General features: G+C 48.9%; 14 protein-coding genes and 1 tRNA gene. 7 read left to right on the forward strand and 8 right to left on the reverse strand.

Annotation, left to right across the window (positions count from 1 at the left end):
- Positions 1-23: 23 nt before the first annotated feature.
- The 5 genes from D1627_RS09770 to D1627_RS09790 all read right to left on the reverse strand — a co-directional run bounded on the left by D1627_RS09770 (position 24) and on the right by D1627_RS09790 (position 5,082).
- Entirely contained in the window at positions 24-1,499 is a 1,476-nt protein-coding gene (locus D1627_RS09770; RefSeq protein ID WP_119432067.1) for a TolC family protein, read from the reverse strand.
- A gap of 30 nt (positions 1,500-1,529) precedes the next feature.
- Complete coding sequence (locus tag D1627_RS09775) at positions 1,530-2,162, reverse strand: TetR/AcrR family transcriptional regulator (RefSeq protein WP_119432068.1); 633 nt, start codon at positions 2,160-2,162, stop codon at positions 1,530-1,532.
- Positions 2,163-2,397: 235 nt separating this feature from the next.
- Complete coding sequence (locus D1627_RS09780) at positions 2,398-3,141, reverse strand: LytR/AlgR family response regulator transcription factor (protein ID WP_119432069.1); 744 nt, start codon at positions 3,139-3,141, stop codon at positions 2,398-2,400.
- Positions 3,113-4,162 carry a sensor histidine kinase gene (locus D1627_RS09785; RefSeq protein WP_119432070.1) on the reverse strand — a complete coding sequence of 350 codons (1,050 nt, stop codon included), beginning with the start codon at positions 4,160-4,162 and terminating at the stop codon, positions 3,113-3,115. Before D1627_RS09785 ends, D1627_RS09780 begins: the two co-directional genes overlap by 29 nt.
- A 101-nt stretch (positions 4,163-4,263) precedes the next feature.
- A complete protein-coding gene (locus tag D1627_RS09790) occupies positions 4,264-5,082 on the reverse strand; it encodes a LiaF transmembrane domain-containing protein (protein WP_119432071.1) in 819 nt (272 codons plus the stop codon).
- Between the two features lie 846 nt (positions 5,083-5,928).
- Here D1627_RS09790 and pheS point away from each other — a divergent pair.
- The 4 genes from pheS (at position 5,929) to D1627_RS09810 (ending at position 8,621) form a co-directional block, all read left to right on the forward strand.
- On the forward strand, positions 5,929-6,954 hold the full coding sequence (pheS, locus tag D1627_RS09795; protein WP_119432072.1) for a phenylalanine--tRNA ligase subunit alpha: 1,026 nt from the start codon (positions 5,929-5,931) through the stop codon (positions 6,952-6,954).
- A 185-nt stretch (positions 6,955-7,139) separates the two neighbouring features.
- On the forward strand, positions 7,140-8,000 hold the full coding sequence (locus D1627_RS09800) for a 3-hydroxyacyl-CoA dehydrogenase family protein (RefSeq protein ID WP_119432073.1): 861 nt from the start codon (positions 7,140-7,142) through the stop codon (positions 7,998-8,000).
- Positions 7,990-8,412 (forward strand): Rieske (2Fe-2S) protein, encoded by a 423-nt coding sequence (locus D1627_RS09805; RefSeq protein WP_119432074.1) that lies wholly within the window; start codon positions 7,990-7,992, stop codon positions 8,410-8,412. The genes D1627_RS09800 and D1627_RS09805 overlap by 11 nt, the downstream gene beginning before the upstream one ends.
- 135 nt (positions 8,413-8,547) lie before the next feature.
- Positions 8,548-8,621, forward strand: a tRNA-Asn gene (locus D1627_RS09810).
- Between the two features lie 151 nt (positions 8,622-8,772).
- On the opposite strand, the gene D1627_RS09815 is transcribed toward D1627_RS09810, so the two are convergent.
- Positions 8,773-9,480, reverse strand: coding sequence for a LytR/AlgR family response regulator transcription factor (locus D1627_RS09815; RefSeq protein WP_119432075.1), 708 nt, complete (start codon positions 9,478-9,480; stop codon positions 8,773-8,775).
- Positions 9,473-10,294 (reverse strand): sensor histidine kinase, encoded by an 822-nt coding sequence (locus D1627_RS09820; protein WP_119432076.1) that lies wholly within the window; start codon positions 10,292-10,294, stop codon positions 9,473-9,475. Before D1627_RS09820 ends, D1627_RS09815 begins: the two co-directional genes overlap by 8 nt.
- A gap of 222 nt (positions 10,295-10,516) precedes the next feature.
- On the opposite strand from D1627_RS09820, the gene D1627_RS18450 reads away from it, so the two are divergent.
- The 3 genes from D1627_RS18450 to D1627_RS18455 all read left to right on the forward strand — a co-directional run bounded on the left by D1627_RS18450 (position 10,517) and on the right by D1627_RS18455 (position 12,036).
- The gene (locus D1627_RS18450) at positions 10,517-10,798 is read left to right on the forward strand and encodes a hypothetical protein (protein ID WP_199688413.1); all 282 of its coding nucleotides are present in this window, start codon (positions 10,517-10,519) and stop codon (positions 10,796-10,798) included.
- Between the two features lie 83 nt (positions 10,799-10,881).
- Positions 10,882-11,688, forward strand: a complete 807-nt coding sequence (locus D1627_RS09825) for a metallophosphoesterase (RefSeq protein WP_262697032.1) — start codon at positions 10,882-10,884, stop codon at positions 11,686-11,688.
- A gap of 177 nt (positions 11,689-11,865) precedes the next feature.
- The gene (locus D1627_RS18455; protein ID WP_199688414.1) at positions 11,866-12,036 is read left to right on the forward strand and encodes a hypothetical protein; all 171 of its coding nucleotides are present in this window, start codon (positions 11,866-11,868) and stop codon (positions 12,034-12,036) included.
- Positions 12,037-12,109: 73 nt separating this feature from the next.
- Here D1627_RS18455 and D1627_RS09830 read toward each other — a convergent pair whose 3' ends face one another.
- Entirely contained in the window at positions 12,110-14,632 is a 2,523-nt protein-coding gene (locus tag D1627_RS09830; RefSeq protein ID WP_119432077.1) for a T9SS type A sorting domain-containing protein, read from the reverse strand.
- Between the last annotated feature and the right edge of the window lie 15 nt (positions 14,633-14,647).

The following is a 14,647-nucleotide window of genomic DNA, read 5'->3' on the forward strand; positions in this document are numbered from 1 at the left end:
GATGGATTGGTTTTTCGATAGTTTTATTTAGTGAGTAATGTGCCGGTAGCTTTCTCAAGGTTTACCTTGGCTATCAAGGCATCGTACATGGCGGCGTAGTAGTTTGTCTGCGCCTCGCGGAGGTCTGTTTCAGCGGTTACTACCTCTAGGTTAGTGCCTACGCCCTCCTGAAACTTGATTTTGGCCACGCGGGCAATCTCGTTGGCAAGTTCCAGGTTCTCCTGCTGCGACTCCAGCACGTCCAGGGCATTTGTAAGTTCCGTAGATGCCTGCTTCAGATCCAGGTCTATACTTTGGCGCAGTGTCTCGAAGCCCAGCTTGGTGTTATCTAGCGTTATTTTGGCCTGTTGCAACTGGTAGCGCTTGCGAAAGCCATCGAATATTGGCACCTGCAGCTGGGCACCAAAATATCCAAAGTCGAACCAGTTGCGGTCTGTGGTATTATTTGACCCGGCACGCACGTTCAGCACATCCGAAAGCGACTCTCCCACACCAATATAACCATAGCGTGCATTCAGGCTTAGCTTTGGCAGATACCCCGACTTTTTGTTGCGGAAATCCAACTCGGCCAGGCTCTGCTGGGTTTCCAGCAGGGAGTACTCAATGCGGTTGCTATAGTCAAAGTTTTGTGGGTTAAGCTGGCCAAGATCTATATCCACAGCGGCAAGTTCATCGGTTAGCAGTACAGGCTGGCTCTGCGACAAACCCATCTGGAATTTTAGCAGGCTTTCGCTCAGCAGCATCAGGCGCTCCGCTTTCTGGCGCTCTACTTTCAAATTGTTTAGCTGCACACGCAGGCGGTCTACATCCAGTTTTTCGGCCACGCCATTATCAAACATCACTTTTGTCTGGTTCAGCAGTGTATCCAGGCGCACCAGGTTCTGGGTTAGCAATTCCATACGGGCTCCGTTCACCAGCACGCCATAGTATGCTTTGCTCACCTGTTCCGCCACCTCAATCTCGCTCTGAATCGTGTTTTTGCGCGATAGTTCGGTATACGTTTTAGCAGCCTTCAAGCCAATCAGGTAAGAACCATCAAAAAGCAGCTGGCTTGCCGAAACGGTGGCGTTGCCCGTATAAGGCTGCACAAAGGAAATAGCCTGTAGCTGGCGTTCCTCGTTAGTGGGCTGCGGTTCAGAGTAAGAAGGCTTTAACACGATTGGCTCTCCCGAGTCAATCTGCTCCGGCGTGATAACAAAATCATCCAACTCCTGGGCAGCCCCAAAACTACTTGGGTCAAAAAGCGTTTTCTGTTGAATAAAGTTATTGCCTACCTCCACAGCTGCATTTACCTGCGGCAAGCCGGTAGCCCGAATTTCTCCTACCTTGGCTTTGGCGATTTTCTCTTCGTTGCGGGTAGCCTGCAGGCTCGCGCGGTTTTGCAGGGCATATTTTATACTTTCCTGCAGGCTCAGGCGCATAGGCTCCTGTTGCCCCTGAGCGTAGCTCGTGCCAAGCAGCGCAAGTATGGCTACGATCAGGCTAATCTGTTTTTTCATAATCAAGTATAGGTTGGTAGTAAGTGGTGATTACTCTTCTTCAGTTATCTGCTTGTATTGGTTTATTAGTTTGTGCCCTTTCAGGGTAGCCATGCCTAGCATGTAATGCTCCAGCACAGCCAGCTGTACGCGCCTAATTTCATACTTGTCCGGCGGAAACGCTTGGGCATCAAAAGGGAGCTCAAGTATGGCCAGGCGCATGCGGGCCATTATTTCCACATCCAGGTCTTTCCGGAACAGGCCTTCTTCTATGCCGCGCACAATATTTTCCTTCACCTTGCTCAGCATAAAGCTGTTCTTGTGCTGCATCCAAAGCTCCCAGCTCTCGCGGTGGTACTTTTGCAGGTCGTGAAAGATGGAAGGGTGAATCTTTGAGAAAACCTGCTTGGTTAGAGCCATGATCTGGAAAAGCTCATCAATGGCATTCTCGGCCTTGGCAATAAAGCCTTCGCAGTCGTGCTGCACGCAGCACAGGTAGTTCGCCGTGGACTCATAAACCACCTGATCTTTATTCTTAAACCACTTGTAAAGCGTTTTCTTAGACATGGCCAGGTGTTGGGCAATATCATCCATGGATACGCTCTTGATTCCGCGCAGGCAAAACATGCCAAAAGCAGCCTGCGATATCTTTCCTTTAATGTCCGGTCTTTCTGCTGTCTCCATATTGGTTATCAGGCGGCAAAACTATGGAAACATTTTCTGTTTCAAAAGTTTCCACAGCTGTTTTTTAAGTAACCTCTTAACCGACAGAAGGTTTACTTCTCGCTTATATACAAGCTGTTGCAACAACCTTTTCGGAATATATAATCCATAGTATAAACTATATATTTTGCCAGCTTAACAGCCTGAAAGGGCATTATGCCATAACCAAAAGCTATCTGTAGCAATCTGTTTTTGCTTAAATGGAGAGCACACTGCGCAGCCTGCTGTAGCCGCTGCGGCTCAGGGGCACGCGCACGCCATTTTTCAGCAGGGCCAGGTGTGAGTCTTTCTCCAGGGTTTCGATGCGGGTGAGCTGGGCAAGCGGAATGATATAGGAACGGTGCACGCGCACAAACTGCGCCGGGTCCAGCACGCGCTCGTAATAGCTCATTGTTTTCTTCTTCAGGAAGAGGCCGTCCGGGGTATGCACTTTCACATAGTCGTCGTAGGCTTCGAGGTATAAAACATCCTTTACAGGTATGATCCGGATGTCGTTGGCCACCTTTACCACGATGCGCTGCTGCTCCTCGGGCTGCTTGGCAGGCACCTCGCTTAGCTCGGCTGTTTTGCTTTCGGTAGTTTGCACACTGCGCTTTTCCAGCCACTTCTTCATGGCGGCATCGAAGCGGGCCTGGCTAAAGGGCTTGAGCAGGTAATCCACGGCATTTGCCTCGAAGGCCTTTAGGGCATACTCATCAAAGGCAGTGGTAAATATCACGTCGGGCGCCTGGTCTACCAGTTCCAGCATCTCGAAGCCGTTTATTTTAGGCATCTGCACATCCAGGAAGATAAGGTCGGGCTGGTGCTGCGCAATGGCCTTTACGCCCTCAAAGCCGTTGCCGCACTCGTCTGCCACTTCTATTTCGGGGTAGCGCTGCAGGTACTCGGCCACAATGCTGCGCGCCAGGGGCTCATCGTCTATTATCAAACACTTCATCATTTTTCTGCGGAATTTTAATGCTGGTGATAAACTGGTTTTCATGCTGGCGGGTCTGCAGCAGGTCCTGGCGGGCATAGAGCAGGTAGAGGCGGCGCTGCACGGAGCTAAGCCCGAAGCCTGTGCCCCGTTGGGGCTGAGCGGTGGCGGGGTCATAAGGGTTTTGCACCTGCAGCAGCAAATGGTGGTCCTGGGCGGTAGCTGTTATACTTATCACCGTGTCGCCGATGGTATCGTAAAGGCCAAACTTGATAGCGTTTTCCACCACAGGTTGCAGCAAAAGCGCAGGCAGGCGCATGTTCATAGTTTCGTTTTGTACATCAATGGCAGTTTGCAGGCGGTGCCCGAACCGTACTTTTTCAATATCGAGGTATAGCTCCAGTTGCTGCAGCTCGTCGGCCAGGCTCACCTGTTGTTGGTTGTCTTTGCGGAGGGTGCCGCGCAGGAAATCGGAAAGCTGCTGGATCATGTTGCGCGCCTGCTCCGGCCTGGCCACCACCAGCGCCGAAATGGAGTTGAGGCTGTTGAACAGGAAATGCGGCTGCAGCTGCTGGCGTAAGGTATGGAGCTCAGCTTCGCGGGCCAGTTTTTCTGAGGTGGCGCGGCGCTGCTCCTCCTGTTGCTGCTCCAAAGTATAAAACCAGAACCAGCTCAGGAGCAACAGCAGCAGCACCATCAGCCAGGTAAACACGAAGCGCACCGCCAGCGTGGCATCCACGAAGCCCAGGTATACTTCATCGCCCTGAAAGGCGCGCGTGGTTATCCAGTAAAACACCATGGTGCTCAGCACGCCCAAGCCCAGGCTCCAGCCCAGCAAGTATGCGGCCTCTTTTATACTTGGCTGGTAATAGCGCAGGCCGGTGCCCATGGCGTAGCCACCGGCGGTTAGCAGCAGGTTGGTCAGCAGGCCATCGGAGATAGCGATGCTCCAGCCAAACCCCGCCGACCATAGCAATGTTGCCTGCACCGCCGCCCAAAGCACCGCCCAAACAAAATACATCAGAATAACCCGGCTCGGAGACATGGTTTGGAATTGTTGATCGTTAGATTGCTAAATGATTAGGCTTTGCTGGTTGTTCACGGAAAGTATAACCCGTTTTCACAAACAATTTAACCCACAGCAATTTAATAGCTCTTAATACTCAGGCCACCGAACAGTGCGGTTCCTTTCAGGATGAGCACTTTGTTAGGGTCGTAGCTGCTGCCGGGCATGATGGGGCGCTTATCGTCCACGCCGCCAAGTATGGCTGCCACCTCCGAGATTACATGCCAATGCGGCGGCACGATCAGGGTGGTTCCCCCAAAGATCTGGGTGGTTTCCAGCACGGCGGGCTTTTGCAGGTCGGCCTGGCTCAGGTTAAGCTCGCTTCCGCCAAACACGCTTACAATCTCGCCTCCCCTGAAATTTTTAGAGATGATGTTTTTCTTCACGCCGCCAAGAATGGCTGTAGCCTCTACCACTTCTTCGGTTGAGTAGGTTGTATCGGATGCGCTATCGGCATCGTCGGGCCCGTTGTGGTAGCCTGTGGGTTGTGGCCCTGAGCTCCCGCCGTGCCTTCTGCCGAAGGAGTCGAAACGGTGGCGCGGTTTCAGCATCACCCATAAACCGATAGCGATGAGCAGCACAGGCCAGAAGTAGAAGCGCATGTTAAACCCGGTAAACATATCGTTAACGAGGAAAACGCCGCCTATCAGCACCAGCACCAGCCAGCTAGACTTCCGGAAGTTGTGCTTAAAACCAATAAACAGGCCCAGCACGATCAAAAACATCTGCCACGAGAATACCCAGTGTGGCAGGAAGAAGAGGTTTAGTTTAGTAGCAAGCACAACTAAGCCAACTGCTATCAGCAGCAGGCCAGCCATTACTTTTCCGCTTGAGCCACCGCGGGGAGCAGGCCAGTTGTCGCGGTAATTGTTGTCCGGGGTTTGATTTCTGTCTTCCATAGTTCTTTTCCTTTAAGATTATATTATAAAGGTACTGTAACCGGGCCTGCGCGTCTATAGGCAATAGGCCGATGCGGCAGAGAAGTCGGTAAGCTGCGGGTTTGCGTCGGTAAACTACGAAGTATATAGTGGTTGTGCAATTTACCGATGGTTTGTAGGAACTTGGTATCTGTAACTTATACTTTAATTGCAGCTTCCCTTGATTTGAACCAAGTTATACTTTCTGGGTCCTGTTCTTCCTCAGCCTTGCTTGCTTATTGTTTCATCATCTTTGGCTTTGGTGCCCTCTAGGCCGGGAGGCCTCGTCCTTAGACATCGCGCGGTGTACATTTCCTGCCCTCGTGCCTCGGGCTGCCTCACTACGTTCGTCACCGGAAATCTACAAGGCGCTCAATCCAAGGACTGGGATCATTTCAGTAGCTACCGTTAATGTGACTGGAACCGCCTTGTAGGGACAGGGCGCGACCTGTCCTGCGTTGCCCGCCATTATGAAACTGTGTGGGTGAGGATTGATTCATACTTGATAATTCTTACCCTACCGCAAGTTTTCAACCTGTGGCTTTAATTGACATTGAGTTTTCAACTCAACTGGGACAAAGGCCCAAGATTTAGCCAGGTACAAGTAAGCAATCTCACCCCAAAAGTATACTATCTACTAAACGTAACAGTCTATACTTTTGAAGACACATTGGATCCAGTGCTGTACAGAAAAACCCTGCGTATCTAACTATCCTGTAAACCATGACCCAGGCAATTACAAAGTATACTTCCTCCTGCTAACTTGCGTATCAACTCAGTATTACCTAAATAGAGCCGGAACGCGCAAATTATTTATCTTTGCATATTATGGTGGAGAACATACAACAAGTAGCACAAGAGATAGAGTCGGCTGCGCTAAGCAACGCTGCCGAACTGGAGCAATTCCGAATTGCGTATATAGGCCGCAAGGGCCGCATTGCAGACCTTTTCAACAACCTGAAAGAAGTAGCACCGGAGCAGCGCCGCGAGGTGGGCCAGCAACTGAACACGCTGAAGAACCGTGCTCAGGAGCGCTTTGACCAGGCACAGGAGCAGCTTGCCAGCGCAGCAGACAATGCCGGCGATACAGGCTTCGACTTTACGTTGCCAACCATCCCGAACACGTTGGGCACGCGCCACCCGCTCTCGCTGGTGCGCCAGGAGATTGTGCGCATTTTTGAACGCATCGGTTTTAACGTGTCCGAAGGCCCGGAGATGGAAGACGACTGGCATAACTTCTCTGCCCTGAACTTCCCCGAGAACCACCCGGCCCGCGAGATGCAGGATACCTTCTTCCTGAGCGAAGACAAGGAGCAACTGCTGCGCACCCATACGTCCACGGTGCAGGTACGCCTGATGGAGAACAACCAACCGCCGCTGCGCAGCATTATGCCGGGCCGCGTGTATCGCAACGAGGCTATCTCGGCGCGCGCGCACATGGTATTCCACCAGGTAGAAGGGCTTTACGTAAACAAAGGCGTTAGCTTTAAAGACCTGAAAGAAACTCTGTATTACTTCGCCAAAGAGATGTTTGGGCAGGACACGCAAATCCGTTTTCGCCCGTCGTTCTTCCCTTTCACAGAGCCTAGCGCCGAGATCGATATTACCTGCTTTATCTGCAAAGGCGAGGGCTGCAACATTTGCAAAGGCTCTGGCTGGGTAGAGATTGGTGGCTCCGGCATGGTAGACCCTGCCGTGCTGCAAAGCTCCGGCATCGACCCGGAAGTATACTCTGGCTTTGCCTTTGGTATGGGCATCGAGCGCATCACCATGCTCAAGTACCAGATAAAAGACCTGCGCCTCTTCACCGAAAACGACGTGCGCTTCCTGCGCCAGTTTGAAGGGGTAATTTAATTGTTGATGGTTAAATTGTTTTATTGTTAGCTTCGCCAATAGTATACTTAAATACCCTATCCTTTCTGTCATCCTGTGAATGATCTTGGCTGAAGGGAGGTTAAGCTCAACAAAGAGCAAAGGCTTTCATCTACTAAAAAAGACAAAACAACAATTTAACCATCCAACATTTAACAGTTTATAATATGAAGCTGGAGGATATCAAAACCATAGGTATAGTTGGGGCCGGGACCATGGGCCAGGGCATTGCCCAGATCTGTGCGCAGGCAGGTTATAAAACCATCCTGTTCGATATTAACGCGCAGGTGCTAGAGAAAGCCGAGCAGACTACGGTGAAGAACCTGGACAAAGGCATAGAGCGCGGCAAGCTGACCGAAGCTGATAAAAAAGCAGCGCTGGCTAACCTAAACTATACCGGCGATACCCTCCAACTAAGCTGCGATGTAATTATTGAGGCAGTGGTGGAGCGGCTGGAAGTGAAGCAAAGCATCTTTCAGGAATTGGCCAATATCAACACACCTGATACTATACTTGCCTCTAACACGTCCTCTATCCCGATTACCCAGATTGCCGCTGCCGTGCCTAACCCTGAGCGCGTGGTGGGTATGCACTTTTTTAACCCGGCCCACATCATGAAGTTGGTCGAAGTAATCTCTGGTGCTGCTACGTCTCTTGAAACCGCTGAAACTATAAAACAGTTAGCCGAAAAGCTTGGCAAAACCGCTGTTATGGCCAAAGACTCGCCGGGCTTTATCGTGAACCGTGTGGCGCGCCATTTTTACGTGGAGGGCCTGAAGCTGCTGGAAGAAGGCGTTGCCGATGTAGAAACAATAGACAAGCTGATGCAGGCCAGCGGCTTTAAAATGGGCCCTTTTGAACTCATGGATCTGATCGGTGTTGATACCAATTATTCTGTAACCACCTCCATGTTCGAGGCTTTCCATTATGACGCTAAATTCAGGCCGAGCCGCATACAGCAACAGAAAGTTGATGCCGGGCACCACGGCCGCAAAACAGGCAAAGGCTTTTATACTTATGGCAAATAGGCGCTGGCCCATACTTTTGCCTTTGCTGGCCATACTTGCCAGCTCCTGCCAGGATAACGGCAGCAGCCCCGGCATACCCAACGTGCCCGTAAACACACAGCTTAACGTAAACAGCCAGCTGTACCCCGACCTGCGCCAGGATGGAGGCTTTGCGTATCTGCCCGAAGGGTATAAAGGCATTATTGTGGTGCGGCAGAACGCCGGGAGCTACCTGGCTTTTGAGCGTAGCTGCTCTTACGACCCTACCAATACCTGCAAACTAGAAGTAGACCAGTCCCGGCTTTTCATCGTGGACCCTTGCTGCGGTTCTCAGTTTAACCTGAAGGGCCAGGTAACGGGCGGACCAGCGGTTATAGGCTTAAGGCAGTACAGAACTTCTTTGGTAGCCTCAACGCTTTACATTTCAAACTAAATTTTTCTTTTTGATTTACAGCAAATTACAATTTTCTTGAAAGTTTTTTTATCATAGTACTTGCGTGAGAAACTAAACTGCCGTAATATTGCATCATCAAACGGCGGTAATAACGCCACTGATAACGTCGAAAATTCCTCCTTAGCTCAGTCGGTTAGAGCACCTGACTGTTAATCAGGGGGTCCCTGGTTCGAGCCCAGGAGGGGGAGCAAAAGCCACTCAGTAATGAGTGGCTTTTTTGTTTTTATACCCTGCCAACTCGAAAGTATAAAACCTCGCGAAGCAGCCAGCCCTTATATACTTTCGATTCTGCTATAATCATACATATTGTTTTAGCAGAGCTTCCAAATACTAAGCCGCCTACCTTTTAAGTTGCAACTGCTCCATTACATGTGCTTTGTAAAGGCTTCCTATCGGGATGGCGCTTTCACCGATAAAAATCCTGTTGCCTTCTATGCTGCTGATGTGGTCTTTGGCGACGAGGAATGATTTGTGCACCTGCAAAAAGTGCTCTGAAGGCAGCTCGCGCAACATATCAGAGATTTTCTCCCTTACCAGGAGGTGTCCGTCGCTCATAATTACCTTAGCATAATTCCCTGCCGCCTCTACATAAAGTATGGCATCCAGCCTTACCTGCACATGCCGCTTGTCGCTGTAAAAAAATGCGAACTCCTTCTTTGTTTGGCTTGCAGGCGGCATACTTGCTGAGGCATTTTCTTTAACCTGGGTTGCTTTGTTAACAGCCTTCAGGAAGCGCTCAAAACTGAATGGCTTAAGCAGGTAATCCGAAACCTCCAGCTCATACCCTTCCAGCGCATACTCCTGGTAGGCTGTGGTTACGATAACCTTGGGCGGCTGGGGCAGGGTTCGCAGAAAATCGAAGCCCTTTAGTTTAGGCATGTTCAAGTCCAGGAAAATCAGGTCTACGGGGTTTTGCCGCAGGTATTCCAGGGCCTCGAAGGCATCGTAGCAATGCTTCATAAGTTGCATGCCGGCAAGCTTGTCGCAATAGCTCTCGATGATCTCGTGAGCGATGCTTTCGTCGTCTATGATAAGGTATCTAACCATTTTTTAACTGTAAATGCGCCCTGAAAACAGAATTATCGTTGGTTAGCACCAGTTTATACTTTTTAGGGTAAGCCAGCTCCAGCCTGCGCTTCAGGTTCTTCAGGCCTATGCCTGGTTTTTCGGAGAGTTCGCTTGCATCGAAGTTATTTTCAATCTCAAATGTCACAGCCTCTGCATTGGCTTTTATATTGATGTGCAAAAAGGCGTCGTTTCGAAGTTTCTCCACGCCATGCTTAAAGGCGTTCTCCAGCAGGATAATAAAAAGCAGTGGCCGTATCTGTGCTTTCTCATCGGCAATATCAGTGTTAAACCGGATGTCAATGGTTTTATGATACCGCATTTTATGCAATGCAATATAGTTTTGCAAATAGCCAACCTCCTCTTTTATGGTGACAAAGGGCTTCTCGCCTTCGTAAATGCTGTAGCGCATTAAATCAGAGAGCTTCAGGATTAGCGCCTGCGCCCTATCCGTGTCTTTCCCGACCAAGCCATACAGGTTATTGAGCATGTTAAAGAAGAAGTGCGGGTTTACCTGGCTTTGCAGGTGCAGCAGTTCATTCTTCATTTTCTCGTTTTTTAGGCTTACGAGCGCCTTTAGCTGCACGATAAGCCAGATAACGCCTGCCACCAGCAATAGCGCATAGTATAACATTACGGTTATGCCCCACGCGGCTGGGTAGCCTCCTAGAAACATCACAGACTCTTTGCCAAGTATGATCAGCTCGTAAGCGGTGATGCCCAGCGGAATGGCGACCGTGGTAAGGACGATGACTTTAACCCACAGCCAGTTGGTTCTCTTTAAATGTGTAATCATCCTGAAAAATAGCCAGATTAAAGGGAAACGCGAACAAAAAGTGACAAACCGGCCCATGCAGGATACAAACACCTGCCCGTGGCTGGTGAAATCGTTTCGAGGGAGATTTCAGGGTTTGTATCACGCGCGGCGGAAGCCTTATCACATAAACTTATTTGTGCATCAGCTTTAACGGACATTTGCCTTCAGATACAAAGAATGTCCATTTAAAAACCCACACACATGAAAAAGAGGATACTGCACTACTTGAAACATCTGTCGCTTACCATACTTGTACTTGCAGCCATCGCTATACCTTTTGGCTTGTACCACGGCGCCAGCTTGAGCTACGGAGACAATCCTGAGCGCCTGAACCTGGACAGGGAAGGCCCATATGCTTTCTATAAAAACGACAGCACCCTGACGGTGAAGTATGTTAGAGGCAACAAGGATGATGGCTTTTACATTGATCAGAAAGATTACCCCGCACAGACTCTATTGCAGCCGCTTGCTTCTTCCCGTTAGACTCCACCAGGTTTGATTTCACCATTAAACCCGGATTCACTTCCCCTCCCGCTATCTATAATGACGGCAACAAGATACTGGCTATTTCGGATGTTGAGAGTGGCTATAAGACGTTTCGGGATTTCCTGATTAACAGCAAGGTGGTTGACCATAACCTGAACTGGACGTTTGGCAAAGGCCATCTGGTGCTGCTCGGCGATTTTGTAGACAGAGGCTTTTCTACCACCCAAGTGCTGTGGTTTATTTATAAGCTTGAGCAGGCAGCGAAACCGCAAGGTGGCTCGGTTCACTTTATCGTGGGCAACCATGAGCTAAAGAACATGTACGGCGATTATCAGGCCGCATCGCTCAAGTATACTTATGTAGCATCGATGTTGGGAAAAACGCAGGCAAACCTCTACGACTTCGGTTCGGTGCTGGGCAGATGGCTTTCCACTAAAAATGTAATAGAATCCATCAACGGCAACTTGTTTGCGCATGGCGGCCTGCACCCAGATGTTGCCAGTCTCGGCATGTCTTTAGAGGAAATTAACAGCTTCTTACGGGCCACTTACTATACTGCTCCATACCCAAAGCCAGGCAACCAGAAAACAGAACTACTGCTTTCCTCAAAAACAGGCATCTGCTGGTACCGCGGCTACTTTAAAGATGACCTATCTCAAGACGATGTAGACAAGCCACTGGCTATGTTTAAGGCTAAAGCCATTGTAGTGGGCCATACGCTTCAGTCAAAAGTAAAAAGGCACTTCAACGGTAAGGTAATAGGCATAGACGTGAAGCACCCGAAGGACTACCACAAGAACTGGCCAAACCAAAAATCAGAGGGCTTGCTAATCGAGCACAATACTTATTACAGGGTTTTTAGCGATGGCGGCAGAGAAGAAATATAGCACTCGGCGGTAGGGCATAGAGTATAAAGCGCATCAAAGGCAGTATTCTGCCGCTTTTGCTAACCTTTTGCCAGCCTACACAGTAACACTAACATGGCAATATTATCATATTTAGCCCTGGCTATACTGTTGCCATACTTGCTGGTAGCCTGCGGCAAAAACTAATGCTATAAAACTATGAAAAATATAAGAGTATACTTGATGACACTATTGGTGCTGCTCACCTTTACCTTGAGCAGCTGCGAACTAGTAGGTGATATTTTTGAAGCCGGCATGTGGACCATGCTGATCATTATCATACTAATCGTGTTTCTGCTAGTATGGCTTTTTAGAAAGCTGAGAAGATAGAAACACTAAGCATAAAACAAGAAAGGCGCTCCTCACAGAGCGCCTTTCTTGTTTTATGCTTAGTGTTAATTCATTACTTTTTCACTACCCTGAATTGCTGCACACCTTCCTGTGTCTTGGCCTGTACCAGGTACACGCCAGCAGAGAATTCGGTCAGGCTTAGCTCATGCACATTCTCGAAGCGCTTTAGCTCCTGCCCTTGCAGGTTTCTCACAACAGCCTCTTCTACTCTTTCAGTAAAGCTTAGCGAGCTTGTGGTTGGGTTAGGGTATACATTAAGCTGCGCAAATGTATAATTCCGTCCTGCCACTTTAACTATTTTAGAGTAATTGATTGTTCCGTCGGTGTCAGTTTGGGCAAGGCGGTAGTATAGCTCGTCATTAGTAGGGGCTACATGCAGGAACGTGTAGTTTCGGGTTACGCTGCTGTTGCCAGCACCTTCCACACGACCGGCTACCTTAAAATTAAAGCCGTCAGCACTGTACTGCACTTCAAAATACTCATTCTCAGTTTCAGTGGCGGTTTTCCATTTTAGCTCCACTTTGTTTGCGTTACGCGCTGCCGAAAAGCTAACAAGTTCTACAGGAAGCGGAGCCGGTGACGCAAATACAGCCACTTCATTTCTTTCGTAACTGTCACTCTCTGCCGCTGTTGCATTGGTAGTATAGCTAGTGCTAAATACGCTATTGGTGCTACGGGTTGCAGTCCTGAGGCTGTTACCGTCAGTTGTATTGGCAGCTCCGAAGTCATCTGTAAAGCTAAGCTCATACAGGCCAGAGGTTTCGTTCTTCACAATACTTACCGGCTTTCTCAACTCCCACTTACCTGTTCTGCTGTTCAGGCGTCCAACAAACACCTTATTAAGATCAAAAGGCTCTCCATCAATACTCTCAGGCGCCCACTCCAGCACTACTGTGGAAGCAGGAGTACCGCTCGCCAAGACCTGCTTCTCAATAACCCACGTTTTACCAGATATTGCTTCCTCCGTTAAACCGTTTAGGATACCAGTGTTTATCACGCCTTGCTTCACAGAAACTTTGTAGTTTAGAGCCCGGCCGTCGCTTTTAATTTTTACAGGAGCATATGATTCGCTTGTGCCTACCGGAAACAATACCTCCCCGGCATCTGCAGCAACTGTTCTGTTGAGCGTACCTCCGTCTTCGGCAATTACATAGCTATCTTCCCCTGCATTATCCAGAACGCCGCCTCTCGAAATAGTGAGTGAGTTTTTAGAAAGCTTCAGCTTCTTGCCATTTAGCTCCAACTTACCGGTAATAGTAAGTGACTCAGCCAGGCTCTGCGCCACAATGTTCTTCTTGCTGTACTCATTGCCTAATACTACCAGGTTTCCATAAGCTACATTCGGTATATCCAGGTTTGTGCTGTCTGAATAAACCACTGTGCTAGTTGGGTCCAGTTTTCCGAAAACAGGCAGTTTAGATGCTGTGTTTTTATCAGTATTGATAACCAGGGTAGATCCTGCAGCAAGGTCTAGTGGCCCGTAGTAAAACTTATCTTTGTGCAGAACTACTTTTACTGGCTTTGTTCCGTCTCCTAAAACCACTTTGGATCTCTCGCCAGATACTGTCCAACCTTCTTTCGACTTTAAAGAAAGCGTAAAATCATCCTCTCTGTATTTCTTTTTCTTGCCTTCATCTTTTTCCTCGAAGTTCTTAATCACGAAAGTTTGGTAAGGATCCGTGAAGTTTCGAGGGTTGGTACCACTACCATCAGGCTCAGTACCCCAAGATTTTGTATCATCCAGCTTCTTATCAGCCTTGTTGTAGTATACTACCGCTTTCTGTACAGGCACATCACTGTCGCTTCCAACACCTTTAGGGGTGATGGTTACATCATCAAGCGCCAAGCCGTTGAAGCCTGTGTTATCTTTCGTAAGCTTTAGCACCCAACGGAAAACAATTTCTTGATTTGCTGGCAGGTTAATGTTTTCAAGGGTATGGGCTTTAGCTACTCTGTTGCCAGATTCGTTTCCTTTTCGTGATCCAACTGCACCACCCTTCACAGGTGACTCAACCTGTGTTAGCGGATACCAGGTAACCTGAGTAGTTGTAGCTGATATTACGTTAGGGCCAATAGCATACTCCAAGTCTATACCCGTTACCTCACCACCATAATACCATTGTTCTATAGCAAAGTTAATGTCGAAGTTCTTAATAACCTTACCTGAGTTGTTCTTCATACGCAGGGCAGCGTAGAGCACGTTCTGCTCTCCAGCTTTACCCTTGTAACCAATCGCCCGATCTGCATTACCATTTTCTCCATAGCTGAAACCGGTAGTATATGGTGTTGAATAAACACCATCGCTACCAACTACATATACTTGCTTTATATCCTGGTTTTCGATACCCAGGTACCAGCCCGGTTGAGAGCCCGCCCCTCCATTCGCCCAAACAGTGTATCTTCCGTTCACCGTGGCGAGCCCAGAGTTGAATGCTTGGCTATAGGCGTTAAATGCCTTTGTGGTGCTGTTGTATTCTATACCAACCTGCCCAAATGCTGAAGCAGCGCCAAGCACAAGGAGTGGCAAGAGCAGGAAGTATGACGAGAATTTCGAGATAGTTGTATAACGTGTCATTTCTTTGTAGAAGTA

Origin of the sequence: Pontibacter oryzae (assembly GCF_003576375.1) — a bacterium.
GTDB classification, from domain to species: domain Bacteria; phylum Bacteroidota; class Bacteroidia; order Cytophagales; family Hymenobacteraceae; genus Pontibacter; species Pontibacter oryzae.